This is a genomic window from Thioalkalivibrio sp. AKL10 (genome assembly GCF_000381845.1).
Lineage (GTDB): Bacteria > Pseudomonadota > Gammaproteobacteria > Ectothiorhodospirales > Ectothiorhodospiraceae > Thioalkalivibrio > Thioalkalivibrio versutus.
In genome coordinates this window covers 208676-234180 of record NZ_KB907144.1, presented here as the reverse complement: position 1 = coordinate 234180, position 25505 = coordinate 208676, and the positions used below count along the sequence as shown (strand labels likewise).

Below are 25505 nucleotides of genomic sequence, written 5' to 3'. Positions count from 1 at the left end.
GACACGGGGCCATAGCTCAGCTGGGAGAGCGCCTGCATGGCATGCAGGAGGTCGGCGGTTCGATCCCGCCTGGCTCCACCACTCAGGGGTACTGCGAGTTCATTAATGCATCGTTTTGGAGTCATATCGCTCTACGTTGGATTGGTTCTGGCAGTGATCGGATTGATCGGCGGATTCGGGCTGATGCTCACCGGGGAACAGACTTGGTCGAAGCCCCTCATCGCGCTGGTACCGGTCGGGTTTTTGCTGGTGTTCAACGGTCTGGTGACGACGCTTCTGCATCGCGCTCCAGGTAGCGAGGAAGACCGGCCCAAGGGCCCACCCGAGTAAGCAAGCGGAAGTAAGAAGAAGACGTTGCCTCTACGTCCCCATCGTCTAGAGGCCTAGGACACCGCCCTTTCACGGCGGCGACCGGGGTTCGAATCCCCGTGGGGACGCCATATCCCGAAAAGGCCCGAGCCGCAAGGTTCGGGCCTTTTCTTTTGTGGTGTTGGGATCACACCGGTAGCGCCCTGGCCGCCGGGCGCTTGTCCCGGCGGCCGATGTCAGGCGAGGCGGGGATCGCGCTGGCGGGGTTCGTCGGGGTGCGGGCGGGGGATGATGCAGTGGTTGATACGCAAGAGTTCGCGTTCGGCCCAGGATTGCACCTGGGGGTCGCTGGCGAATCGGGCGTAATCGAGCAGGGCCTGGCGTTCGATGTTGGGATTGCCCTGTTCGTGGGCGATGCTGCGCGCGCTTTCCAGGTCCTGCCAGCCGTCGTCGGCTTTCCCTTTGCTGCTGGCGAGAAGGGCGACGGCGCGCAACCGGCGGATGGCCGGTTCGAAGGCGAGATCGCCGCGCTTGCGGCAGCCTGTCAGCGCCTCGTCGGCTATTGCCAGACGCTGTTCGGCCGCGATGTCACTGGTCTCCAGGGCGTCCAGCAGGATGAGCTGGAAGATGGTGTTGACGCCATCCATGATGTGGCGCATCGCCTCGACCTGCTGTTCGATGGCCTGGTAGGCATCGGCTTGGCCCTGCCGGGCCAGGGCCCAACTCTCGAGGGTGATGCCGGCGGCGCGCCACAGCGGATAGTCGTACTCGCGGGCGATGGATAGCGCGTGGCGCGCTGCAGGCAGCGCGGATTCCGGGTCGCTGGAGTAGAAGCCGAGTACCGAGCGGAAGGCATATACGAAGGCCTCGGTAGGCCGATGGCCGAGTTGGTCTGCCTGTTGGCACGCGGCATCCATTTCGGTCCAGGCGCGCGCGTGATTTCCCAGATGGAGCAACGTCCAGGCCATGAAGCCCCGGGCGCTGATCGCCGGGTTTTCGGTATGGCGCGCCACCAGGGTTGCGTGGTCGGCGTCGCGATAGAGTTTGACCGCCCGCGTCTGGTGTTCCAGCGCCTCGGCGAAGCGGCCGGTCCAGAAATGGGTGTTGCCCTGGACATAATGGGCCGCGATGCGCAGCAGGCGGTCGCCGGAGCGCTCGGCCAGTTGCTCCATCTCCGCGGCGAGGCGATGAGCCTCCTGGAATCCATGCCAGGAGCCGGCGCCGTGCCACAGGCCCCAGAGGACGCGGAAGTATTGCACCGGGTCCTGTTCCGGGGCGGTGAGGCGCATGGCGCGTTCGAAGATATCGTTGACCGTGCGCGAACCGTAGCCCAGCAGGGCCAGGTTGGAGGCCCCCAGGCCACCCAGGGCGCGCAGGGTGTCACGTTCGTGGGTCGCCAGATCGCCGCTCGCGTGGGCCTCTGGGTGACGCTCCAGGGAGTCCAGCGCGTCTTCGAAGTAGTGCGAGGCCTCGGGCAGGATGCCGCGGGCGAAGGCGGCTTCGCCGGCCTGCAGCCAGGCGTTTACGGCCTCCGGATAGCGACCGGCGTGGTAAAGGTGGTTGGCGATGCGACCCCAGTCGGCGGTCTGCATGCCATGCTCGCCGTCTTCCTGCATCAAGTCGGCCAGCTGGCCGTGCAGACGGGTGCGGTCGCTCAGCAGCATCGATTCGTAGGCCGCCTGGCGGAACAGGACGTGGCGGAAGCGATAGCGCACACCATCCACCATGCCGGCGGGTTCGATGAAGCCCTTCCCCGTCAGGCGCGTCAGCTGGCGGCGGATGGTATCGGCGGGCTGGCCGCGCAGGCGGCTGAGGATTCGGGTGTCAAAGTCGCGCCCGATGACTGCGGCGGAATGCGCCAGTTCGCGGGCACTGCCGAGCTGTTCCAGACGCGCGACCAGGAGATTGGAGAGTCCTGGCGGCAGGGTTTCGGGCAGCTGGCCGGTGCGGGCGGCTTCGAGGGCATAGCGCGTGAGCTCCTCGAGAAAGAGCGGGACGCCCTCGCCACGCTCGACCAGTTGGTCGCGCAGGCCGCTGGAAAGGCGGCCATTCGGGTCCAGACGGTCCACCAGGCCGTGTGCGGCGGCATCGTCCAGGCCGTGGAGGCGGATGTGCTCCAGCGACAGGTCGCGCCAGGAGGAGCGAAAGCTCATGCGGGCCGTCAGGATGGCCATGATCGGCCGGTGATGCAGACGCTGGTACAGGCGTCGCAGGAACTCCGAGGTACCGGAGTCCATCCAGTGCAGGTCGTCGCAGATCAGCAGGGTCGGTCCATGGGCCGACCGTCGGTGGACCAGTTCGACCAGGGTGTCGATGATGCGGTCGCGGTCCAGCCCCTCGTGAGCCAGGCTCTCGGGGCCGTCGGCCTCCGGGTGGGTCAGCCAATGGGCGAGGCGTGGTGCGAGTTTGGGGGGTGTGCCCGCGATCTTGAGGGCGCCTTCGAGGCGCCGCTGGCGGGCTTCGCGCAGGCTATCCTGACCCATCCAGGTGGCAAAGGCCTGACGTACAGGCGCCAGGAGCTGCCGAGTGCGATCCTCACGGCACTTGAGCAGGTAGCGTGAGCGAGCCTGCCCGCGGACTTGCTGGTCGAGCCCCCGGGCAAGCCGGCTCTTGCCCAGCCCGGCCTCACCCTGGACCAGCACGAAGCGGACCTCGCTAGTTTCCAGGACCTGGTCCCAGTGCCCCCGAAGCTGTTGCAGTTCCTGGCTGCGCCCGGTGAGGGGCGTGAGGTCGCGCAGGCTCTGTGCATCCACCCGGTCCAGCGGGCCGGGGTCGCCGGTGACGCGGTAGGCACCGGTACCGTCGTCGGTCGCGCGGAAGCTGAAGTACCCCGAGACACGGGCGTAGGTCGGTGCGCTGACGCGCAGGGTCCCGGGATCGGCTTGCTGCGCGCAGTCGTGGACACGGGCGGTGAGCTGCCCGGTCGGATCGGGCAGGTCGGGGTCGGCACCGGTGACGATCAGATCGCTATCCACGGCCAGACGCAGCTTGCAGTCGGCGGGGGCGGTCTCCAGCGCTTGCCAGGCGGCGTGTACGGCGTCGACGGTGGCCTCTTCGCGACCGGCCGGGTAGCCGAAATAAGCCAGCAGGCCGTGCCCCGGGGAGGGCACCACATGGCCGTGATGGCTCAGCAGGACGAAGTCGACGTGCTCCAGGGCGCGGTTCACCTGCTGCTGCTGGATCTCGATGTCGGCTTCCGCGTCGGGCTGGACATGGCAGGCCACGACGGTGACCCGCCGACGTTCCGGGCGCAGGATGGCCGGTTCGGCCTCCTCGGCCTTGACGCGCTGGCTAGTGGCTTCGGCCCGCTCGGCGCCGAGGATTTCCTCGCGCGTGCGTGCCAGCAGTTCGCCGGGCGCCTTGCCGGCCTCGGCCTCGAGATGGGCATAGTGATCGAGCGCGCGCTTCGGGTGGCCGCTGGCTGCGAGGGCCTTCATCAGGAGGTGGTGCAGGGTCTCGTCGTGTGGCTCCATCGCCAGCAGGCGGTGGAGCTCGGCGAGCAGGGGTTCGCCTTCGTTGGGCTTGGCCAGTGCGACGAGGTTGTGGGTGATGAAGACGAGCAGATTTTGCCAGTGATGGTCACGCTGGGCCTGGGCCCAGGCGGACAGTTCCGGAAGATCCTGCAGGGCGCGCAGTCCCTCGAGGAAGTGCCCGCGGTAGTCGCAGACGATTGCGAGGTTCGGATGTGTGGCTGTGGCTGCGCGGCTTTCGGCAGTGCGTCGCTCGGCGGTGCGTCGCTCGGCGCGGGCACGCTCGGCAGACGCGGCGGTCGTCTCGCGGCTCTCGGCAGTGCGTCGCTCGGCGCGCGCGCGATTCAGGGTGAGGAAGTCGATGCGCGATTCCGGTTGGGGCTGGAAACGCACGTAGCGGGGTGTAGTGTCGAGCAGGGGTGGGTCGCCGGCAGGGAGTTGGCGCCGTAGCTGAAACAGCCCCTGACGCAGGTTGACCCGGGCGCTGTCGGCGTCCAGATCCGGCCAGAACAGGCGGGCCAGTTCCTCGCGCGGGATGCGCCGAGGGCTCTCGGCGGCCACATAGGTGAGGAGCAGCCCGAGCTTCGTCCCGGACAGGGCGGGTATGTCACGGTCCTCCACGCGTACACCAACGGTGCCGAAGGTCGTGATTTCCATATGCGCCAAAGAGGCCTCCCCTTGTCTTGCTCGGCAGTCGTTCGCTGCCATTTGTGACCCGGTCAAATGACCCGGTGACCGTGCCTTCGGCGCGGTCCCGGGGCCGACCGAATGTCCGCCCGACTCGATTGTAACGGCATTCCTCGGTTGGGGTTAGTCGATGCGTATGGTCGCGTAGCCCTGTTGCTCGTAACCCATGATCGACAGGAACGTATTGCCGACCATGTGGATGCCGGGTAATAGGTCGTCTTGTTCGAGCTCGAAGCGCCGCGTGGCGATGTTGCACGCCTCCATGTGGATGCCATCCAGCTCCAGCAAGCCCTCCAGGCGCTCATGGATATGGCGCACCGCAGAGACGTCCTCGAGCTCCAGGTGATCGGTGGAGCGGGCGATCAGGCCGGCCGCCCCGCCACGGAAGGCGAAGACCATTTCCGGCTCCAGGCCCTGGCGCTGCATGTCGTCATAGGTCTCGCGGATCACGCTGAGGCGGGCAATCAGGCGTTCCGGGTCGGCAATGGTGATGTCCCAGAGGATGCGTCCCGTGTCCATGCCGGCGATGGCGCGCTGGTCGCCGGGCTTGTCGGCGAGTGCCAGGCCGGGGATCAGCAGGGTGCACATCAGGAAGGAGGCGAGAAGGCGTTGCATGGCGTTCGTCCCTTTTGCGGATGTCCTGTCTCAAGGGTAGCAGGCCAGGGCAACACTGCATGAATGACACGCGCCGGTGTTTGCCCCGGTTCTGCGATGCAGGGTTCCGGGTGCGAACGTCAGGGGGTAATGAAAGGCCGGATCGGGAAAGCGGTCCGGCCTTTGCGTGCTGCTCAGTGGCCGTGGTGGCCCTTGTGCAGGTACTCCACGCCGTCGAGGCTCTGGATCTCGATTTCTCGGACCGGGGTAAAGCGCGAGGCGCCCGGGCCCGTGATTTCCTCGGTGACACGGATGCGGAAGGGGGCCACGCAGTTCAGCAACTGGCCAACAAAGCGCTTGCCGTCGTGGGTTACACGCACGGGACTGGTCTCGTCGTAGCGGCTGAAGTTGTAGCTGACATTCTTCGGGTAGTACAGATTCTGTTCGGAAAAGGTCATGGTTGGGCCTGTCTGGGTCAGTGGTTTTTTACGGCCTCGAAGGCCTCGAGTGCGGCCTGGCGGCTGGCTTTCAGGTCCACGATCGGGGCCGGATAGCCGCGCGCACCGCCGGCGCCTGGCGCGTGAATATACCGCGTTTCGACATCCTTGAGCACGGGCACGAAGCGGCGCACGAAGGTGCCGTCGGGGTCGTGGCGTTCGCCCTGGGTTTGCGGGTTGAAGACGCGGAAGTAGGGCGCGGCATCGGCACCGCAGCCGCCGGCCCATTGCCAGCCCAGGGTGTTCGCGGCGAGATCGGCGTCCACCAGCGTGTCCCAGAACCAGTGGGCCCCGTGCTGCCAGTGCAGGCGCAGGTTCTTGGTCAGGAAGGATGCGACCACCATGCGTAGGCGGTTGTGCATCCAGCCGGTCTCCCACAACTGCTGCATCGCGGCGTCGATGATCGGAATCCCGGTCTCGCCGCGCTGCCAGGCCCGCAGGTCGCGATCGGCTTGGCGCCAGGGGAAGGTCTCGAAGCGTGGGTTGAGCGGTTGCTCCGGGGTGTGCGGGAAGTGGTAGAGCACGTGATGGGCGAAGTCGCGCCAGCCGAGTTCGCGCACGAAGGCCTCGGGGCCGCCGCTGTCCGGGTGCAGGCCGGCCTGGCGCAGGGCGCGCAGGATCTGGCGCGGCGACATCTCGCCGAAGTGCAGATGCGGCGACAGGCGCGAGGTGCCGTCCTGATCCGGGCGGTCGCGGCCCTCGGCGTAGGCGCGCACGGCGTTGTCGAGGAATGCTTCCAAGCGCTCCCGGGCCGTGGCCTCGCCCGGGGTCCAGGTGGCGCGCAGGCCGCCGGCCCAGTCGATCGCGGGCAGGAGCCCCAGCTGTTCGGGATTGAGCGAGTCGGGCCAGGCCTCGGGTCGCGGGAGCTCGGAGGGTGCGGGCAGCGGGTCGCGGTCGATGCCGCGTTGCAGGCAGGCCTTCCAGAACGGGCTGAAGACCTTGTAGGGGCGGCCCTGGCCGGTCGCGACCTCCCAGGGCTCGATCAGCAGGTGGGCATTGAAGCTGTGTACTTCGATGCCGTCGGCGCGCAGCCCGGCCTTGATGTCCGGATCGCGCAGGACGATGGCGGGATCGTACAGCCGGTTCCAGTAGACGGCGGTGGCGCCGGTCTCGCGGATCAGGGCCCGCAGGGTGTCGAGGCTGGCACCGGCGCGCAGGATCAGGCGCGAGCCCTGCGCACGCAGGTCGTGGTCCAGCGCGTTGATGCTGTGGTGCAGCCACCAGTTGGATGCGGCACCTGGCTGCCATGGGGCCTCTTCCTCAGGGGCATGGATGAACACCGGGATCACCGGGCCGCCGCGTTCGCAGGCGGCCTGCAGCGCGGGCTGGTCGGCCAGGCGCAGGTCGCGGCGCAGCCAGACGAGGGTGGGGCCGGGGCTTTGCATCAGATGCGGTCTCCCTGGGCGAGAGTCTTGCGGAGTTCTCCGGCCCGGTCGCGGATGGCTTGCAGGCGGTCGGGGTCCATCTTTTCGACGTGTTTCCACTGCAGCGCGGTGCGCGGGTGGCGGGCGAAGCGGTCGCGGTGGCGGTCGAGGAAGTCCCAGTACAGGGTGGTGAACGGACAGGCCTTGTCGCCCAGGGCCTCGGCCGGGTCGAACGGGCAGTGCGCGCAGTAGTTGCTCATGCGCTGGATGTAGCGCCCGGTGGCCACGTAGGGCTTGGAGGCCATGCGGCCATCGTCGGCGTATTGCGACATGCCGACCACGTTGGGGAGCTCCACCCATTCCACGGCATCGACGTAGATGCCCAGGTACCAGGCATGGATCGCGGCAGGCCGCACGCCAAGCAGCTGTGCGAACAAGCCGGTGACCATCAGTCGCTGGATGTGGTGGGCGTAGCCCAGTTGCAGGGTCTGGCCGACGGCCTGGTGCAGGCACTGCATGGAGGTGTCGGCATTCCAGTAGAGCGCGGGGAGCGGCTGGTCGGCCTCCAGCGCGTTCCACTCGTGCCAGGCCTCGCCAAAATGGAAGTACAGCCCGCGCACGTACTCGCGCCAGCCGAGAATCTGGCGGATGAAGCCCTCGACCGCGGCCAGCGGGGCATGGCCATCGCGCCAGGCCTGTTCCGCGGCGTCGATCACCGTGCGCGGATGGATCAGGTGCAGGTTGAGCGCAGTGGACAGGCGGGCGTGGTAGAGCCAGGGCTGGTCAGTCCACATCGCGTCCTGATAGGTGCCGAAGGCGGGCAGGCGGTGCTGGATGAAGTCGTCCAGCGCCTGTTGTGCCTGCTGCGCGGTGACAGGCCAGTCGAAGTCGTCGGCCTGTCCTGGCAGGTCCGGGAGATGCCGGGCGATGTCGTCCAGGCACTCGCGGGTGAGCGCGTCCGGCGAAAAGGACAGGGGTGGTGGCAGCAGGCCGGGGCCGTCACGCCCGAAATGCCCGCGGTTGTCGGCGTCGAAATTCCACTGTCCACCGGCGGGCTCGTCGCCGTTCATCAGCACGCCCAGGGCTGTGCGCTGCTCGCGGTAGAAGTACTCCATGCGCAATTGCTTGCGGCCCTTGGCCCATTGGTGAAAAGCGTCCAGCGGGACCAGGAAGTGCGGATCATCCAGGACCTCGAACGGGATCGCCTGGTCGGCGCAGGCGGCCTGCAGCTGGCGCAGCACGCGGTGTTCGCCCGGCTGCAATACGCGCACGTTTTGCGGTTGGAGTTGTTCGAGGTCGGCGCGCAGGGCGTCGTTCAGGGTCTGCTCGGGGTGTTCGCCGAGGTGGCGATAATGGACGGAAAAGCCGTCATCCCGGCGTCCCTTGGCGAAGTGACGCATCGCCGACAGGAACAGCGCGGTCCGCGCGATATGCGACGGGGCATGTCGGGATTCTTCGGCCACTTCGGCCATCCAGAGGTGATCCTGCGTCGGGTCCAGTCCCTGCAGACCGGGGTGGTCCGGGGCCAGCTGGTCGCCGAGCACGACCAGAAGGGTGCGCACGGCCACGGGCGAGGCGGAATCGGGCACGGGGCCGGCGCGGGTGGAGCGGGGTTATTCGGGCAGGTGGCGCGAGAGGCGAGCGGCGGCCTCCAGCGGAGGTCCGGGCAGGACCTCGATCTCGCGACCGTGTTCCATCTGCGACAGCTCGAGGGCGGCCGAGCCGGCGAGATAGCAGGGCGGGCCGGCCTGCTTGAGGATCGCCTCCACCCGCGGAAGCTCGGGGCTGCGCATCAGCTGCGAGGAGCCATGGATGATCATTGCCGGCGCGCGCAGGCGACGGATCAGCGTATCGAGGCCCTCGGGACTGGTGGCATCGAACAGGGGCAGGGTCTTCATGCCGCGGCGTGCGCAGGCGAGCTGCAGCAGCATGCCGCCAACCTGCTGGTGGCCGCCGCCCAGCACCAGGCAGGGGTAGGACGGCTCGTCGCAGGCCCGTGTGGCCGAGCGCAACTGATCGGCGAAGGCGGCGGTGGCCCAGGCGGCGAAGATGGCCAGGCGAACCTCGCCTTCGGCACTGTGGCGGGATTCCTCGCGCAGGCGGCGATAAACCTCGAGAAAGGCGCTTTCATGTACGCCGTCCCAGCCGTGCCGCATGACCAGCCGGGTGTAGATTCGATCCAGCTCGTCGGCATCCAGGTTGGCCACCGAGGCATACAGAGCCTCGGCGATCGGATCCATGGTGTGGGGGGCGATCCCGGGGCCGGGGCTGGCGCGGCGTTCGCCGGCGGCCTGGGGCCGGGTGCCATCGGCTTCAGGTGATTCGGCCCTGGCGGTGCCGTGTGCGGACTCGTCATTCAGTACGCGATGGACCTGCGAGACCGGGATGCCCTGTTCGAGCAGTTCCATGATCCGTTTGATGCGGGCGATGTCACTCTGGCTGTAGAGCCTGTGACCCTTGGGGGTGCGCATCGGCCGGATCAGCCCGTAGCGGCGCTCCCAGGCTCTCAGGGTGACGTCGTTGATCCCCGTCTCCGCGCACACGTGGCGGATCGGGTACAACCCTTCTTCGTCTTGAAGTTCGATGTGCGTCGCGCTCGCCATGAAATAATTGTACGACATTTGTACATCGCATGTACAAGGGGGGGTGATGCACGATGCGATCCGCGTGATTCCGGGAAAGGGAATGAACCTTCCCTGTCTGCGCGTCCCAAAAGGGTAGCAACCTTTTCTAGATGCTGCTGGAGACCCGCATGTATGCAACCGTCGGAAACCGCTGGATCGGGATGTATGTCCCGTTGTTGCTTGTGGCACTGGCTGCACCCGGTGCGGCTCAAGCCAACCCGGAGATGGCCGACAGTGTGTCACCGTACCTGCGTCTGCATGTGGACGACCCGGTTGAGTGGCGCGCCTGGGATCCGGCGTTGCTGGAAAAGGCCAGGGAAGAACAACGCCCGCTGTTGATCTCCAGTGGCTACTACTCCTGCTTCTACTGTCACGTGATGCAGGAGGAGAGCTTCAAGGACGACGGTATTGCCGAACGGATGAACGCGAACTTCATTCCGGTGAAGGTGGATCGCGAGGTCAATGGGGCACTGGACAGCTATCTGCTGGAGTTCCAGCGTGCAACGGCCGGTAGTGCAGGTTGGCCACTCAATGTGGTGGTGACCCCCGACGGTCATGCCCTGACGGGCGTGGTGTATGCCCCGCGTGACCAGTTCGCCGAATTCCTCGATGGCATCACCCAGCGCCTGGAGTCGGATTACGACCGACTGGTGGATCTCGCCCGGCGTGGGAGCGAGGAGCTCACCCAGCAACTGCGCAAGGGAGAGGAACCGCTTTCCGAGGGCCGCGCGGGCCGGCTGCCGCAGGTCCTGTGGAGCCGCCTGGAGCGCGAGGCCGACGACCTTCAGGGTGGTTTCGGTAGTTCCACCAAGTTTCCCCATTCGCCCTACCTGCACGCGATGCTGGAGGCCGAGCAGGCCGGCACGGCCCCAGGCTGGGTTGCGGAGTTTCTCGAGATCACCCTGGACGAGATGGCCCACTCCGGTCTGCGTGACGTGCTGGGGGGCGGCTTCTTCCGCTACTCCGAATCACCGGACTGGAACGAGCCTCACTTCGAGGTAATGCTGGAGGATCAGGCACAGCTCGCATTGGTTTATCTGCGTGCCGGTGAGCATTTCGGCCGCGAGGACTGGGTGGATCTGGGGCTCGAGAACCTCGATTTCGTCAAGCGGGACATGGCCCTGCGCGAGGACGAGACGGGTGACCAGGCGGAGGCTGCGGAGGGCGGTTTCCGCGGGTTCGCCTCCAGCCTGTCGGCCGTGGACGATCAGGGCCGCGAGGGCGGGGCCTACCTGTGGCCGGAAGAAGATCTGGAAGCGGCACTCGCGGACCACAAGTATCCGGAGTTGGTGCGCGCCTGGTTCGGCATGGAGGGCAGCTCGGTCTTTGATCTTGGCTACCTGCCGCGCAGTGGCGCGGGGATCGAGCAGCTTGCGGAGCGTTTCGACCTGGCAGGGGACGAGGTTCGCGAGCAGGTGGAGTCCGGCCGCGAGGCCCTGATCCAGGCGCGCGAGGCGCGCGGCCTGCCGCGTGACGAGAAGGTGCTGACCGGGGCGCACGGGCTGCTGCTGTCCGCCCTGGCGGAGGCGTCGGCGCACGATGCGCGCTTCCTTGACGCGGGCGCGGCGGTTCAAGCCTGGCTGCTGGAGGTCGCCGCCGACCCGGCGGAGCTGCCGGCGCTGATGGGGCTGCCCGCCGAGCAGGCGGGCACCGCTACGCTCAACGATTACGCCTACGTCGCACGCGGCCTGCGCGACTGGGAAGCGGCAACCGGCGAGGGTGAACATGGCCCGGCCCTGGCACTGCTGGAGGCGGCCTGGGAGCGCTTCCGCGATGGTGACGGCTTCCGTTCGGAGCCGGAGCCCCCGCTGCCGGGGATGATCTCCCAGCGTTTCCACCCGGCGGTGCACCGGCCGTCCCCGACGACCCTGATCTTCCGTCTCAGCGAGGAATGGGCCGAGGACAGCGAGACGGTGGATGCCGCCTTCGCGGACTACGACCTGCGCCCGGGCCGCGCCATCGATGCCGACCCGGAGCAGCATGCCCGCCTGATCCTTTGGCTGCAGGAACGCGACTAACGGGTGCCGTCTGAATCGGGGTTGTTCGCGTTGCCGCCGCAGGTGTGCGCGAACTACGCTGGGTTCCCCAGGGCCATGCTGGTCGTGCAGGCGGACAGGCTGCGGGCAGCTCGCCCGGCGAGAGGAGTGGTCCGCCCTTCGTGGTGACGGCAATCGAGGTTCGGGCGCTCTAAAGTGAAGTTGATCGGTGCGGCGTCTGGGCCAGCACGCTGTCCTTGCCGTCCATATCCACTTCCGTCAGCGTGGCCTGCCCGGGCTTCTGGAAGCCGTCTTCAGGTTGAATCCGCGATGAAAGAGAGTCCGTCCCTGCCCCCGAGTCACCCCCTGCGGGAGTCGATTCACGATGAAGTCCATGCGCGTTTCTACGAACCGCTGGACGCCCCTTCGACTGCCTCGTGGCTGGCGCTTTTGTCGCCGCGCGACTCCACCGAGCGCGAACGCGAACTGGTAGCGGAGCTCTGCCGTCGTTTCGGCGTGAACGAGCCGGTCCCGCAGAAGAACTTCGTCGCCTGCGATCTGGGGCCGTTTCGCTTGCGCTGGGAACGCCACAACGAGTTCTCCACCTGGTCATTCTTCGTGACCGGAGAAGCCTTCAGCGACCCGTTCGCCGACCCGGCGATCAACCGCGTGCCGGCCGACTGGCTGAGCGAGCTGCCAGGGAGCACCATCGCCGCGATCCATCTGGCGCTGGAGTCGCGTGACATGCCGGAGCGGTCCTTCGAGCAGCTGGAAGCCGTATTTGCTCCGCACCCCATCGTCGGCAACGGCGTGGCTGGCGGCGATGGCCTGGTATGGACCGATTTTCGGGTCCACGAGGACGGTTTCTCCCGCTTCCTGGTCCGCGATGTCGATCTCACTCGGCGTGAGGCCGGCCGTATCGCCCAGCGCCTGTTCGAACTGGAGACCTACCGGTTGCTGGCCCTGCTGGCGCTGCCGCTGGTCCGCGAACTGATGCCGGAACTCGACGAACTCGAGGGTCGGCTGAACGACATCAATGACGAGATGGCGGGGATCACCGAGCAGTTCGCCGCATCGGATCGCGAGCAGCAGTTGCTGGCGGTGCTCTCCGACCTTGCATCCGACGTCGAGCGCCTGAGCAGCTATGCCGGCAGCCGCTTCCACGCATCCCGCGCCTATGCCTCGCTGGTGGACAGAGGCGCTGAGGAACTGAGGACCAAGCGCATGCCGGGGCTGCAGACCCTGTGCGAATACCTGGGCTGGCGCATGGATCCGGCCATGGGTACCTGCGCGTCGCAGGCGGAGCGGCTGGAGGTACTGTCCACGCGCATCCACCGCACCGGATCGCTGTTGCGCACCCGGGTGGACGTGGCGCTGGAACGGCAGAACCGCGACCTGCTGAGCTCGATGAACCGGCGCGCCGACCTGCAGTTGCGCCTGCAGCGGACAGTGGAGGGGCTTTCGGTGGTGGTGATCAGCTACTACCTGACCAGCCTGGTGGCCTACCTGTTACGCGGGGTGGACGCGGCGGTCGCGTTGCCGCTGCCGGTGAACATTGCCATCGGGATGACGGTGCCGGTGGTGGTCGCCGGGGTGTGGTTTTCCCTGAGGCGGATGCGCGCGCGAATCGAGCGGAAGGCCGGGCGCGGGGCCTGACCCCCGGCACCCGGTGGGGCGCGGGCCCTTCAGGCGTCAGAGCGGGCGGTGGTGTCCTTTTCGGCCTTGTGCAGGCGCTGGAGCATGGCCTTGAGGACCTTCGGGTTGCCGGCGACGACGTCGCCGCGGCGCATCACGTCCGGGTTGCCCTGCCAGTCGCTGACCACGCCGCCGGCTTCCTGCACGAGGAGCAGGCCCGCGGCCATGTCCCAGGGCTGCAGGCCCATTTCCCAGAAGCCGTCAAAGCGCCCGCAGGCGACCCAGGCCAGGTCCAGTGCGGCGGACCCGGGCCGGCGGATGCCGGCGGTGCCCGGGATCAGGTGGCGCAGGCTGCTCAGGTAGCGCTCCAGGTCCTGGCCCTCGCGGAACGGGATGCCGGTGCCCAGCAGCGCGCCGTTCAGGTCCTTGCGTTCGGAGACGCGGATACGGCGACTGTTGAGGAAGGCGCCGGCGCCGCGCGTGGCGGTAAACAGCTCTTCCTTCAGCGGGTCGTAGACCACCGCCTGCTCCAGTCGGCCCTTGTGCTTCAGGGCGATGGAGATGCCGTACTGCGGGATCTCGCGCAGGTAGTTGGTGGTGCCGTCCAGCGGATCGATGATCCAGACGAAGTCGGCATCGCTGCCGCTGCCGCTTTGTTCACCGCCTTCCTCGGCCATGATCGAGTGGTCGGGATAGGCGCGGCGCAGGGTGTGCACGATGGCCTGTTCGGCGGACAGGTCGACATCCGACACCCAGTCGTTACGGGCCTTTTCGCGGGTGTTCATGCGATCCGGCCGGCCCCAGGCGCGGGTGGTGATGCGTCCGGCCTCGCGGGCCGCCGATACCGCCGTGTTCAGCATGGGGTGCATGGGGTGTCTCCTGGTGTTCTTCGGGGTGTCCGGCGGGCGCGCGCACGCGCCGCGGGAAGGCCGCGAACAATACACAAGCCGCTCTTTTTTGGGAAGTCGAGAGCCCCCCTGTGTACAATCCGCGAGCTTTGATGCGGGCATGGCAACGGAGACTCCACGAATGGAAGAACGCCTGAAACGGGTGCGCGTCGTGCTGGTGGGTACGACGCATCCGGGCAACATTGGGTCCGCCGCACGTGCGATGAAGGCCATGGGAGTGACGGATCTGGTGCTGGTGGCGCCGGAGCGGTTTCCGCATGCCGATTCCACGGCGCTGGCGTCCGGGGCGGATGACCTGCTGGCGCGGGCGCGCGTGGTGGATGATGTGGCCGCCGCGGTCTCCGACTGCGTGTGGGTGGTGGGTACCAGTGCCCGGCTGCGCACCCACTCGGTACCGGTGCTGGGCCCGGACGTGGCGGCCGGGCAGGCGCTGGAGAACGCGGCCCTGGGACCGGTGGCCCTGGTTTTCGGACGTGAACACAGTGGTCTGACCAACACCGAGCTGGATTACTGCAACGCGTTTGTGCAGATCCCGACGGTGCCGGATTTCAGCTCCCTGAACCTGGCCGGCAGCGTGCAGGTAATGACCTACGCGCTCCGAATGGCGGCCCTGACCGGAATGGATCCCGGGCAGGCGAGTGCGGCAGGGGAGGCACGCGACCCGCTCGCGACCCAAGACGAGATGGAGGGTCTGTTCCGTCATTTCGAGCAGGCCCTGACGACCATCGAGGTGCTCGACCCGGACAATCCGCGCAATCTGATGCGGCGCTTGCGGCACCTCTATATGCGCGCCGGACTGACCGGCAGCGAGGTGCGCATGCTGCGCGGTATATTGACGCACACGGAAAGGGGCCGCTGAGGGCGCCGGAAACCGGCGTGATAACCTAGCGGATGACTCGGGATTTGAGGCCGGCCCATGTTTGACAGGATGCGCGAGGACATTCGCTGCGTGTTTGACCGTGACCCGGCGGCACGCAACGCCTTCGAGGTGCTGACCGCATACCCCGGCCTGCATGCGCTGTGGTATCACCGCCTCGCGCACTGGCTGTGGAACCACCGGATGCGCTGGCTGGGGCGCGTGATCGCGAACTTCAGCCGCTGGGTGACCGGCATCGAGATCCATCCGGGGGCGACCCTCGGCCGACGGTTCTTTATCGACCATGGCATGGGGGTGGTGATCGGCGAGACCGCCGAGGTCGGCGACGACTGCACGATCTACCACCAGGTGACCCTGGGCGGCACCACCTGGGAAGGCGGCAAGCGCCACCCGACGCTCGGCAACGAGGTGGTGATCGGTGCGGGTGCCAAATTGCTGGGCCCGATCCACGTGGGCGACCACGCGCGCATTGGCTCCAACGCAGTGGTGCTGAAGGATGTTCCGGCGGAGGCGACCGCGGTTGGCATCCCCGCCCGGGTGCTCGGCCCGCGGCCCGAGCCCGATCCGCGCTTCCAGCAGATGGCGGACCGCATGGGCTTCGATGCCTACGGCCTCTCGCGGGACATGCCGGATCCGGTGGCCAACGCGATCCACCGCATCGTGCAGCGCGTACACGACCTGGACGAGCGCATGGAACGGGCCTGCCAGGCGCTCAAGCGCGCCGGTATCGATCCGGGCGAGGCCCTGGGCGAGGATGATTCGGGCCCGCTGGAGGCCTGCGATCTGGAAGGTCTGGAGCCGGACGAGTGCGAGGTTCCGCCGAGCGTGGCGACCCAACAAGAACGTAAACAGCAAGGGAATACTTGATCGTTTTGCTCGGGTATTGCTAAGCTTGCCGGCAAATGACTGACAAGTGCACTCAACCATGAAACTGACGACCAAAGGCCGGTACGCCGTCACCGCCATGCTCGATGTGGCGATGCACACCCGCAACGGGCCGGTATCCCTGGCCGAAGTGGCGCGGCGGCAGAAGCTTTCGCTGTCCTATCTGGAGCAGCTTTTTTCCAGGCTGCGCCGCAAGGGGCTGGTGAACAGCAGTCGCGGGCCGGGCGGGGGCTATGCCCTCAGCCGTGAACCGGAGGGGATCAGCGTGGCCGATATCGTGGTGGCGGTGGACGAGCCGGTGGACGTCACCCGCTGCGGCGGCAAGGCCAACTGCAATTCGGATTCGCGCTGCCTGACGCACGACCTGTGGACCGATCTGAGTCAGCAGGTCTATGACTTCCTCAGCACCCGCTCGCTGGCGGATGTACTGCAGCGCCATCGGGAACAAATGGAAAAAGACGGCGTGCAGGAGGTCGTGATGCACGGCGCCCCTCTGCAAGCCTCGACCGGAAAAAGCCATGCGACCGCCAAAGCGGCCGCGGAAAGGAGCTAACGCGCAATGAGTGACCTGAAACTGCCGATCTACCTCGATTATTCCTCGACCACGCCGGTTGACGAGCGCGTGGCCGAAAAGATGGCCGGCTGCCTGACCAAGGACGGCCTGTTCGGCAATCCCGCCTCGCGCAGCCACAGCTTTGGCTGGAGCGCGGAGAAGGCGGTGGAGAACGCTCGCGGCCAGGTCGCCGAGCTGGTGGGCGCCGATCCCAAGGAAATCATCTGGACCTCCGGTGCGACCGAAGCCGATAACCTGGCGATCAAGGGTGCCGCGCACTTCTACCAGCGCAAGGGCAAGCACATCATCACCGTGAAGACCGAGCACAAGGCCGTGCTCGACACCACGCGTCAACTGGAGCGCGAGGGCTTCGAGGTCACGTACCTGGGTGTGAAGGAAAACGGCCTGATCGACCTGCAGGAGCTGCAAGACGCGATGCGTGACGACACCATCGTGGTCTCGGTGATGCACGTGAACAACGAGATCGGCGTCATCCAGGACATCGAGGCGATCGGCAACCTTTGCCGTGAGCGCGGGATCGTGTTCCATGTGGACGCGGCCCAGTCGACCGGGAAGGTCGCAGTCGACCTGTCCAGCCTGCCGGTGGACCTGATGAGCTTCTCTGCGCACAAGACCTACGGTCCGAAGGGCATCGGCGCGCTGTTCGTGCGCCGCAAGCCGCGCGTGCGGATCGAGGCGCAGATGCACGGCGGCGGCCATGAGCGTGGCATGCGCTCTGGCACGCTGGCACCGCACCAGATTGTCGGCATGGGTGAGGCCTTTGCGCTCGCCGGTGCCGAGATGGGCCCCGAGCTGGAGCGCATCCGCATGCTGCGCGACCGTCTGTGGACGGGTCTCGACGGCATGGAAGAGGTCTATCTGAACGGCGATCAGGAACAGCGCGTGGCGCACAACCTGAACGTGTCCTTCAACTTCGTCGAGGGCGAGAGCCTGATCATGGCGCTGCGCGACATCGCCGTGTCCTCCGGCTCGGCCTGTACCTCGGCGAGTCTGGAACCGTCCTACGTCCTGCGTGCCCTGGGCCGCAACGACGAGCTGGCCCACAGCTCCATCCGCTTCTCCATCGGTCGCTACACGACGGTGGAAGAGGTCGACCACACGGTCAAGATTGTGCGCGCCGCGGTCGCCAAGCTGCGCGAACTCTCGCCACTGTGGGAGATGTACCAGGACGGCGTCGATCTGAGCACCGTCGAGTGGGCGGCCCACTAGGGGTCCGCTCGACACCACTAACGCAACGCGTACACACGCAACAGGAGAACGGTCATGGCTTACAGTGACAAGGTTCTGGACCACTACGAAAATCCGCGCAACGTCGGCAGCTTCGACAAGAACGACGACACGGTCGGCACCGGCATGGTCGGTGCCCCGGCCTGCGGCGACGTGATGAAGCTGCAGATCAAGGTCAACGACGACGGCATCATCGAGGACGCCAAGTTCAAGACCTACGGTTGCGGTTCGGCGATCGCTTCCAGCTCGCTGCTCACCGAATGGGTGCGTGGCAAGACCCTGGAAGAAGCCAGCCAGATCAAGAACACCCAGATCGCCGAGGAACTGGCGCTGCCGCCGGTGAAGATCCACTGCTCGGTGCTGGCCGAGGACGCAATCAAGGCGGCCGTGTCCAACTACCAGGAGCGCCACGGCGAGGCCGCGGAAGCCGAGAAGAAGTCTGCCTGAGGGTGCTATGTCGATTACAGTGACCGAACCCGCAGCCGAAAGGATCCACAACTTCCTCGACAAGAGAGGCAAGGGCGTGGGCGTGCGGCTGGCTGTCAGGACGACCGGCTGCTCCGGCATGGCCTACGTGGTGGAGTTTGCCGACGATATCGAGGACACCGATACGGTGTTCGAGGATCGCGGCGTGAAGCTGGTGGTGAATCCGAAGTCCCTCGTGTACCTCGATGGCACCGAGCTGGATTTCGGCAAGGAAGGCCTGAACGAAGGGTTCAAGTTCAATAATCCGAACGAGAAGGCCCGATGTGGCTGTGGTGAAAGCTTCAGTATCTGACTGACGATCGCATCCGGGGTGGTGCATGGCGGCCGATTGCTGGTCGTCGTCCCACCCCTTTTCTTTTGTCAGTGCGCCGCCAGTGCTTCTTGAGGCCGAGAGTTGATGAACGACCCATTCGAGCAGTTCGATCTGCCGGTCGCCTTCGAGGTGGACCGGCAACAGCTGGACGAGCGCTTTCGCCGCCTGCAGGCAGAGTTGCATCCGGACCGCTTCGTGCGCCAGGGCGACCAGGCCCGGCGCATGGCGGCGGCGGTGGCGGCCGACGTGAACGAGGCCTACGCGATCCTCGGGGATGACTACCGCCGTGCGCTGCACCTGCTGGAGCGCACCGGCGTGGCGTTCGACCCGGAACGCGATACCAGCCAGAACATCGAGTTCATCGAGGCGCAGATCGAGTGGCGCGAACGCATGGAAGAGGCCGCGGCGGCCAGGGATGGTGCCGCGCTGGAGGCCGCCGGCGAAGAGCTGGAGCAGGCCCGGGCCGAGGCACGGGCAAAGGTCGCGGATGCCTTGAAGGATCCAGTGGCCCCGGCACCGGAGGCCAAGGACCGCGTGCTGGAATTGCGCTTTTTCGACCGCTTGCTGGACGAATTGAAACGAACCCGACAGAACCTGGCGCGCGGTTGATCCGCGGCCATGTGAAGGAGCCGAACACCCGATGGCGTTATTGCAGATCACCGAACCCGGAGCCGAGTCCGCGCCGCATCAGCGCCACCTCGCGGCCGGGATCGACCTCGGCACGACCCATTCGCTGGTCGCCACGGTGCGTAGTGGCGAGGCGGATACCCTGCCGGACGAGCAGGGCCGGCATATCCTGCCGTCGGTGGTCCACTATGCCGCGGATGGGGTGAGCGTGGGGTATGCGGCCGCGGAGCACGCGGCGGATGATCCGCACAACACCATCGCCTCGGTTAAGCGCCTGATCGGACGCGGCGCTGCGGATGTTGCGCGCCTGTCCGGCGAGCTGCCGTTCCGCCTCAAGACCGGCGAGTCCAGCGTGCCGCGGATCGAGACGGCCGCGGGTGACAAGACCGCCGTCGAGGTGTCCGCCGATATCCTTCACACCCTGCGCCAACGGGCCGAAGCGACCCTGGGCGACGAACTCGAGGGCGTGGTGATCACCGTGCCCGCGTACTTTGATGATGCCCAGCGCCAGGCCACGCGCGATGCCGCGCAATTGGCGGGGCTGAACGTTTTTCGCCTGATCAGTGAACCGACTGCCGCAGCGGTGGCTTACGGGCTGGATCAGGGCGAGGAGAGCACCATCGCGGTTTACGACCTGGGCGGTGGGACCTTCGACATCTCCATACTGCAGCTGCGCCGCGGTGTGTTCGAGGTGCTGGCGACCGGTGGCGACTCGGCCCTGGGCGGCGATGACATCGACCGCACCATCGCCGACTGGCTATTGAACCAGGCCGGGATGGGCGGCGAGAACGACCCGCAGCGTCTGCGTCGGGTGTTGCTGGCCGCGCGCCAGGCGAAGGAGGCCCTGACTGATGCCGCGAGTACTGCCGTCGAGGTTGTACGCGCGGACGGCTCCACCTGGTCCGGCGCGTTGGATCGCGAAACCCTCGTGGGGCTGGCTCGTCCATTGCTGGATCGCACCATGAAGGCCTGCCAGCAGGTCCTCGCGGATGCGGGCCTGGAGACGGGTGCGATTGACGAGGTCGTGCTGGTGGGTGGTTCCACCCGTATGCCTGCGGTGCGCGAGGCGGTGGAAGGGTTTTTCGGTCGGGTCCCGCATGCCGGGATCGATCCGGACCGCGTCGTGGCGATTGGCGCCGCGCAGCAGGCCGACATCCTGGCCGGCAACAAGCCGGATACGGAACTGCTGCTGCTGGACGTGATCCCGCTGTCCCTGGGCCTGGAAACGATGGGTGGGCTGGTCGAGTTCATTGTCCCGCGCAACACCACCATCCCGGTCTCGCGGGCCCAGGAGTTCACCACCTTCAAGGATGGCCAGACGGCGATGTCCCTGCATGTGGTGCAGGGCGAGCGCGACGTGGTGGACGCCAACCGCTCGCTGGCCCAGTTCACCCTGTCCGGCATCCCGCCGATGGTCGCCGGCGCGGCGCGCATCCGGGTGACCTTCCAGGTGGATGCCGATGGGTTGTTGAACGTGACCGCGCGTGAACAGACTCAGGGCGTGGAGGCGCATATCGAGGTCAAGCCGAGCTATGGGCTGACCGATTCCGAGATCGAGCAGATGCTGCGCGATTCGGCATCGTCCGCGCGCGAGGATATGGAGGCCCGCCGCCTGCGCGAAGAACAGGTGGAGGCCGACCGCGTGCTGGAGGCGATCGACGCCGCGCTGCAGACCGATGGTGATCGCTACCTGGAGCCGGAGGAGCGCCAGACCATCGAACAGGCGCGCGATGCCCTGCGCGCCGAACGCGAGAAGGGCGACGACCCGGACGCGATCGAGGCCGCGCGCAAGCGCGTCGAGCAGGCCTCCGAGGCCTTCGTCGCGCGGCGCATGAATGACAGCATCCGGCGGGCACTCGCCGGTCACAACGTTAGCGAATACGACGCAGGGAACTGAGAACATGCCCCAGGTAATCTTTCTACCCCACGAGGAAATCTGCCCCGAAGGCGCCTCCCTCGAGGCCCCTTCGGGCATCAGCATCTGTGATCTTGCACTGCAAAACGGCATCGAGATCGAGCACGCCTGCGAGAAGTCCTGCGCCTGTACGACCTGTCATGTCTATGTGCGTGAAGGCCTCGACAGCCTGGGTGAGGCCACCGAGGACGAAGAAGACATGCTCGACAAGGCCTGGGGGCTGGAGCCGGACTCGCGCCTTTCCTGTCAGGCCGTTGTGGCCGACCGCGATCTCGTGGTGGAACTGCCGAAGTACACCATTAACCAGGTCTCCGAGAACCACTGAGCGAGGGATAGGCGATGAAGTGGACTGAAACCCAGGAAATTGCGATCCAGCTGGCCGATGAGCACCCGGACGTCGATCCGCGCCATATCAACTTCGTGGATCTGCGCCAGTGGGTGATGAACCTGCCGGAGTTCGACGACGATCCCGAGCGCTCGGGAGAACGCGTCCTCGAGGCGATCCAGCTTGCCTGGATGGACGAGGCTGACGTCGACGACTGACGGGTTTTTGGATCGACCACGAAGCACACGAAGAAGGGCCAGACCCTTTTTCGCCACAGAGAGCACAGAGGACACCGGGACGGGCAAGGGGCTGAAACGCCTACCCGATGCCAGGATAGCTCACCGATGCGAAGTGGTATCGCGGCCTGTGCTTCTGTGCCGTCCCTCGACCTTCTGCGTGTCTGCGTGCGCTTCGTGATGAATCCAGGCCGGTGACGTTGCTGCAGGGGCGTCAGGTCGCTAGACTACGCGCCGCACGTTGCGTCCGCGTCTTTTTTGCGTTGGGAACCCGCCGTTCGGCGGGTTCTCGCGTTTGTAGCCGGGCCCAGCGACCGATATTCAATCCAAGTACCAGGAGAGCCGCCCCATGGCCGTTGAACGCACCCTTTCCATCATCAAGCCTGACGCCGTTGCCAAGAATGCCATCGGTGACATCATCAGCCGTTTCGAAAAGGCCGGCCTGAAGGTCGTTGGCGCGCGCATGATGCACCTGAGCCGCGAGCAGGCCGAAGGCTTCTACGACGTGCACAAGGAACGCCCGTTCTTCAACGATCTGGTCGAGTTCATGATCTCCGGCCCGGCGCTGGTGCAGGTCCTGGAAGGCGAGGACGCCATTGCCAAGAACCGCGACATCATGGGTGCGACCAACCCGAAGGAAGCGGCTCCGGGCACCATCCGCGCCGACTTCGCTGTCTCCATCGACGAGAACGCCGTGCACGGCTCCGATGCCCCGGAAACCGCCGAGCGCGAGATCGCGTTCTTCTTCGGTGACGACGGCGTCTGCCCGCGTACCCGATAAGAGCTCCGCAGGCACTGCGGGGCCCGGCTGCACCGCGCAGCGGGCCCCGTAGGCAGGCATCCCTTCGGCACAGTACACTAGGGGACTTGAGCCAACCGGTCCCTGTTATGGCACACACATCCTCCACCCCCCTGAATCTCCTGGGCTACAGCCACCAACAGCTCGTCGAGCTGCTGGCGCAGTGGGGTGAACCGCGTTTTCGTGCCACCCAGCTGATCAAGTGGATCCATCAGCGCGGGGTCACCGACTTCGAACAGATGACCGACGTGTCGCGCAAGCTGCGCGATCGTCTGGAGCGCGAGACCGAGATCCGCGTTCCCGAGATCGGTCTGGAAAAGGCCTCCTCCGACGGTACCGTCAAGTGGGTGCTGCGGCTCCCCGACGGCAATGCCATCGAGACCGTCTTCATCCCCGAGGGCGGGCGCGGGACGCTGTGCATCTCCTCCCAGGTCGGCTGTGCGCTCGACTGCACCTTCTGCTCCACGGCCCAGCAGGGCTTCAACCGCAATCTCACCAGTGCCGAGATCATCGGTCAGGTGTGGCTGGCCATGCAGCGGCTCCCGGCGCCGGATGGCCGCAAGCGGGCTGTCAGCAACGTGGTCCTGATGGGTATGGGCGAGCCGCTGGCCAATTTCGATGCGGTGGTCCCGTCCTGTCAGTTGATGACCGACGACAATGCCTACGGTCTCAGCCGGCGCCGTGTGACCCTTTCGACCTCGGGCCTGGTTCCAGCCCTCGATCGTCTGAGCGCACATACCGATGTCGCCTTGGCCGTCAGCCTGCATGCGCCCAATGACGCGTTGCGCGACCGTCTGGTGCCGATCAACCGCAAGTACCCGCTCGCCGAGCTACTGGACAGTTGCCGCCGCTACGTGGAGGCAACCGATGCCCACAGTGGCGTGACGTTCGAATACGTCCTGCTGGCCGGCGTCAACGACCAGCCCGAGCACGCCAACGAGCTCGCCGGGCTGTTGCGGGGTATTCCCGGCAAGATCAACCTGATCCCGTTCAACCCGTTCCCGGGGGCTCCGTTCGAACGCCCGTCGGAGGCCACCGTCCTGGCCTTTGAGCGGCGCCTGCAGAAGGCCGGCTACGTGACCACCGTCCGGCGCACCCGGGGCGACGACATCGATGCCGCCTGCGGGCAGTTGGTGGGGCAGGTCGAGGATCGAACCAATCGTGGCATGCGCATGTTCCGCCTGCATGCCGAGTTGCCACAGACGGATCGGAGGGCTTCATGACTGGACGCGCGGGTTTGCGCATCGCCGGGGTTCTGACCCTGGCGCTGCTGCTGGGTGGCTGTGCCGCCACGGCCGACCGACCGGTCTCCGGCGAACGCGAGGATGCCGCCGAGGTGCATGCCGAACTGGGCATCGGCTATCTGCGCGAGGGCGAGTTCGAGCAGGCCGAGCGCAACCTGCGGCGGGCGCTGGACTATGACCCCGGCTATGTCCTCGCCAATATCGGTATGGCAGCGATCTACGAGCGCAAGGACCAGCTGGACCGTGCCGAGGAACACTATCGCCGGGCCCTGCGCCGCGACGAGGACAACCCCTTTGCGCAGACCAATCTGGGCGCATTGCTTTGCGCTCGCGAGGACTTCGACGAGGCTCAGGAGCTGTTCGCCAAGGCGATTAGGAATCCGGATTACGATCGCCGCGACATCGCCCACATGAACTCCGGCGTCTGTCACGCGGACGCGGGCGATGCCGAGGAGGCCGAGCGGCAGTTGCGCCGGGCGCTGGAACTCAATCCGCAGTATCCCCGCGCGCTTCTGGAAATGGCGCGGCTGACTTATCAGGACGACCGGCCGATGCAGACGCGGGCCTTCCTGCAGCGATTGGACAGCCAGGGGGTCGAGAATGCCGAGACGCTGCTGCTGTGCTATCAGGCCGAAAGCGCGCTGGGCAACAGCCGCGCGGCCAACGCGTGTGCCGAGCGCCTGAGCCGCCATCACCCGGACAGCGACGAGATGGCCGAGCTGCGCCGGCTGGAGCGTGAAGGGTGAGCGATCCACGCGACAAGGAACCGGGCCTCGGGCGAGTCGAAGATGTCGATGATTCAACGAACAACGTCGCCTCCCTGCGCACCGAGGGTTCGGACCCCGATCCGGAGCCGTCCTTCTCCGCCGCGCATGGCCTGACCACCCGGGACCACCCGGAGGCATCCGGACCGGAGGCGCCCCGCGGTGAGGACGAGCCCGGCACCAGTCTGCGGCGGGCGCGTGAGGCGGCCGGTCTGGACACCGCGACCCTGGCCAGCCGCATCCACCTCGGGCGCGGCACCCTGGAAGACCTGGAGGCCAATCGCTTTCATCACATGCCGCCGGCGTACGTGCGCGGCTATCTGCGCTCCTGCGCACGCGAACTGGGCGTGGCCGCGGACCCGTGGATTCAGTCCTTCGAGAGCCACGGGATGGTCGACCCCGAACTCCGGGCCGTCGCAACGCCCTCCGCGCGCGACCGTCAGCGTCGGCGCGGCCGCGGTATTTACTGGCTCGCCTTGCTGCTGGCCGTGATCCTGCTTGGGCTTGGGGTCTATGCCTGGAGCGAGCGCACGGACACGCCCGGGTGGCCGTCACTGAACCTGGGCGAGGCGCGGGATGCCGTCCCGAGCCTCGCCGATTTCCAGTCCCCGGACGACGCCGAAGGGCGGAGCCCGTCGATTGCCGGGAGCACTGATCCGGAGCCCGTCACGCCCGCGCCGGAGGCCCTCCCGGAGGGCACCCAGCCGGAGCCGGCGGGTGCCGAGGGATTGGCCGGTGCCCCGGAAGCATCCTCGGAATCCACCGTGCTGGCTGAGGCCCTGACCGAACGCCTGGCCGTGCCGGAAGAGCCGGTCACGCCAGAGCCCCCCGTGCGGGCCGAAAGCGCAGCCCCACTGGATGCTTCCCCGGTGATCGAGACTTCCGGTGAAGGTCCGGTGGCGGGTGAGGGCGCGCAACTGGTGCTGGAATTTGGCGAGACCTCCTGGGTGGAGATCCGCGATGCCGCCGACGAGGTGGTTTTGACCGGCGTGCTCAGCTCGGGTGACCGCGAGGAAATTCGCCTGGATCTGCCTGGCCGGGTGATCCTGGGCAACGCGTCCGGGGTCTCGCTGACGCTGGATGGCGAGCCGGTGGACGTCGAGACGCATATCCGGAGCGACCGCACCGCGCGCTTCGATCTGGAAGGCTGAGCCCGGGTCTTCCCGGCA

Annotated in this window: 24 protein-coding genes and 2 tRNA genes; 19 read left to right on the top strand and 7 right to left on the bottom strand. The window is 66.8% G+C overall.

Annotated features, from left to right (window positions below):
* The first annotated feature begins 5 nt into the window (after positions 1-5).
* From G333_RS0109785 to G333_RS0109775, 3 genes are all read left to right on the top strand, one after another.
* Positions 6-81: transfer RNA gene (locus G333_RS0109785), tRNA-Ala, on the top strand.
* A 24-nt stretch (positions 82-105) separates the two neighbouring features.
* A complete protein-coding gene (locus G333_RS0109780) occupies positions 106-330 on the top strand; it encodes a hypothetical protein (RefSeq protein ID WP_019568239.1) in 225 nt (74 codons plus the stop codon).
* A 34-nt stretch (positions 331-364) separates the two neighbouring features.
* Positions 365-440: transfer RNA gene (locus G333_RS0109775), tRNA-Glu, on the top strand.
* A gap of 105 nt (positions 441-545) precedes the next feature.
* Here the strand turns inward: G333_RS0109775 and G333_RS0109770 are convergent.
* From G333_RS0109770 to G333_RS0109745, 6 genes are all read right to left on the bottom strand, one after another.
* Positions 546-4436: an AAA family ATPase gene (locus tag G333_RS0109770; protein ID WP_019628376.1), complete on the bottom strand. Its 3891-nt coding sequence runs from the start codon at positions 4434-4436 to the stop codon at positions 546-548.
* Between the two features lie 153 nt (positions 4437-4589).
* On the bottom strand, positions 4590-5081 hold the full coding sequence (locus tag G333_RS0109765; RefSeq protein ID WP_019628375.1) for a hypothetical protein: 492 nt from the start codon (positions 5079-5081) through the stop codon (positions 4590-4592).
* Positions 5082-5254: 173 nt separating this feature from the next.
* On the bottom strand, positions 5255-5518 hold the full coding sequence (locus G333_RS0109760) for a hypothetical protein (RefSeq protein ID WP_018938726.1): 264 nt from the start codon (positions 5516-5518) through the stop codon (positions 5255-5257).
* 17 nt (positions 5519-5535) lie between these two features.
* The gene (locus tag G333_RS0109755) at positions 5536-6942 is read right to left on the bottom strand and encodes a deoxyribodipyrimidine photo-lyase (protein WP_019628374.1); all 1407 of its coding nucleotides are present in this window, start codon (positions 6940-6942) and stop codon (positions 5536-5538) included.
* Positions 6942-8489, bottom strand: a complete 1548-nt coding sequence (locus G333_RS0109750; protein ID WP_026340944.1) for a cryptochrome/photolyase family protein — start codon at positions 8487-8489, stop codon at positions 6942-6944. Before G333_RS0109750 ends, G333_RS0109755 begins: the two co-directional genes overlap by 1 nt.
* 45 nt (positions 8490-8534) lie before the next feature.
* Positions 8535-9542 carry a MerR family transcriptional regulator gene (locus tag G333_RS0109745; RefSeq protein ID WP_019628372.1) on the bottom strand — a complete coding sequence of 336 codons (1008 nt, stop codon included), beginning with the start codon at positions 9540-9542 and terminating at the stop codon, positions 8535-8537.
* Between the two features lie 131 nt (positions 9543-9673).
* Here G333_RS0109745 and G333_RS0109740 point away from each other — a divergent pair, with 131 nt between their 5' ends.
* Both G333_RS0109740 and G333_RS0109735 read left to right on the top strand, forming a co-directional pair.
* A complete protein-coding gene (locus tag G333_RS0109740) occupies positions 9674-11563 on the top strand; it encodes a thioredoxin domain-containing protein (protein ID WP_026340943.1) in 1890 nt (629 codons plus the stop codon).
* Positions 11564-11851: 288 nt separating this feature from the next.
* Positions 11852-13177, top strand: a complete 1326-nt coding sequence (locus G333_RS0109735) for a DUF3422 family protein (RefSeq protein ID WP_019628370.1) — start codon at positions 11852-11854, stop codon at positions 13175-13177.
* Between the two features lie 29 nt (positions 13178-13206).
* On the opposite strand, the gene G333_RS0109730 is transcribed toward G333_RS0109735, so the two are convergent.
* Entirely contained in the window at positions 13207-14025 is an 819-nt protein-coding gene (locus G333_RS0109730) for an inositol monophosphatase family protein (RefSeq protein ID WP_018650325.1), read from the bottom strand.
* A gap of 160 nt (positions 14026-14185) precedes the next feature.
* On the opposite strand from G333_RS0109730, the gene G333_RS0109725 reads away from it, so the two are divergent.
* From G333_RS0109725 to G333_RS0109660, 14 genes are all read left to right on the top strand, one after another.
* Positions 14186-14923 (top strand): RNA methyltransferase, encoded by a 738-nt coding sequence (locus tag G333_RS0109725; protein WP_019628369.1) that lies wholly within the window; start codon positions 14186-14188, stop codon positions 14921-14923.
* Positions 14924-14980: 57 nt separating this feature from the next.
* On the top strand, positions 14981-15808 hold the full coding sequence (gene cysE / locus G333_RS0109720) for a serine O-acetyltransferase (RefSeq protein ID WP_196800523.1): 828 nt from the start codon (positions 14981-14983) through the stop codon (positions 15806-15808).
* Positions 15809-15866: 58 nt separating this feature from the next.
* On the top strand, positions 15867-16379 hold the full coding sequence (locus G333_RS0109715) for an Rrf2 family transcriptional regulator (protein WP_018145989.1): 513 nt from the start codon (positions 15867-15869) through the stop codon (positions 16377-16379).
* 6 nt (positions 16380-16385) lie between these two features.
* Positions 16386-17609, top strand: coding sequence for an IscS subfamily cysteine desulfurase (locus G333_RS0109710; RefSeq protein ID WP_018145988.1), 1224 nt, complete (start codon positions 16386-16388; stop codon positions 17607-17609).
* 54 nt (positions 17610-17663) lie between these two features.
* Positions 17664-18074: a Fe-S cluster assembly scaffold IscU gene (iscU, locus tag G333_RS0109705; RefSeq protein WP_018145987.1), complete on the top strand. Its 411-nt coding sequence runs from the start codon at positions 17664-17666 to the stop codon at positions 18072-18074.
* 7 nt (positions 18075-18081) lie between these two features.
* Positions 18082-18405, top strand: a complete 324-nt coding sequence (gene iscA, locus G333_RS0109700; RefSeq protein ID WP_018939093.1) for an iron-sulfur cluster assembly protein IscA — start codon at positions 18082-18084, stop codon at positions 18403-18405.
* 105 nt (positions 18406-18510) lie between these two features.
* Positions 18511-19035: a Fe-S protein assembly co-chaperone HscB gene (gene hscB, locus G333_RS0109695; RefSeq protein ID WP_018169503.1), complete on the top strand. Its 525-nt coding sequence runs from the start codon at positions 18511-18513 to the stop codon at positions 19033-19035.
* A gap of 31 nt (positions 19036-19066) precedes the next feature.
* The gene (gene hscA, locus G333_RS0109690; RefSeq protein ID WP_019563135.1) at positions 19067-20950 is read left to right on the top strand and encodes a Fe-S protein assembly chaperone HscA; all 1884 of its coding nucleotides are present in this window, start codon (positions 19067-19069) and stop codon (positions 20948-20950) included.
* A 4-nt stretch (positions 20951-20954) separates the two neighbouring features.
* Positions 20955-21293, top strand: a complete 339-nt coding sequence (fdx, locus tag G333_RS0109685; RefSeq protein WP_018145983.1) for an ISC system 2Fe-2S type ferredoxin — start codon at positions 20955-20957, stop codon at positions 21291-21293.
* A gap of 14 nt (positions 21294-21307) precedes the next feature.
* On the top strand, positions 21308-21511 hold the full coding sequence (iscX, locus tag G333_RS0109680; RefSeq protein WP_018145982.1) for a Fe-S cluster assembly protein IscX: 204 nt from the start codon (positions 21308-21310) through the stop codon (positions 21509-21511).
* A 367-nt stretch (positions 21512-21878) separates the two neighbouring features.
* Positions 21879-22310: a nucleoside-diphosphate kinase gene (gene ndk, locus G333_RS0109675; protein WP_018145981.1), complete on the top strand. Its 432-nt coding sequence runs from the start codon at positions 21879-21881 to the stop codon at positions 22308-22310.
* 107 nt (positions 22311-22417) lie between these two features.
* Positions 22418-23551, top strand: a complete 1134-nt coding sequence (locus G333_RS0109670; protein WP_018145980.1) for a bifunctional tRNA (adenosine(37)-C2)-methyltransferase TrmG/ribosomal RNA large subunit methyltransferase RlmN — start codon at positions 22418-22420, stop codon at positions 23549-23551.
* Complete coding sequence (pilW, locus tag G333_RS0109665; RefSeq protein ID WP_018939091.1) at positions 23548-24318, top strand: type IV pilus biogenesis/stability protein PilW; 771 nt, start codon at positions 23548-23550, stop codon at positions 24316-24318. Before G333_RS0109670 ends, pilW begins: the two co-directional genes overlap by 4 nt.
* On the top strand, positions 24315-25487 hold the full coding sequence (locus tag G333_RS0109660; protein ID WP_019628367.1) for a helix-turn-helix domain-containing protein: 1173 nt from the start codon (positions 24315-24317) through the stop codon (positions 25485-25487). The genes pilW and G333_RS0109660 overlap by 4 nt, the downstream gene beginning before the upstream one ends.
* The last annotated feature ends 18 nt before the right edge of the window (positions 25488-25505 follow it).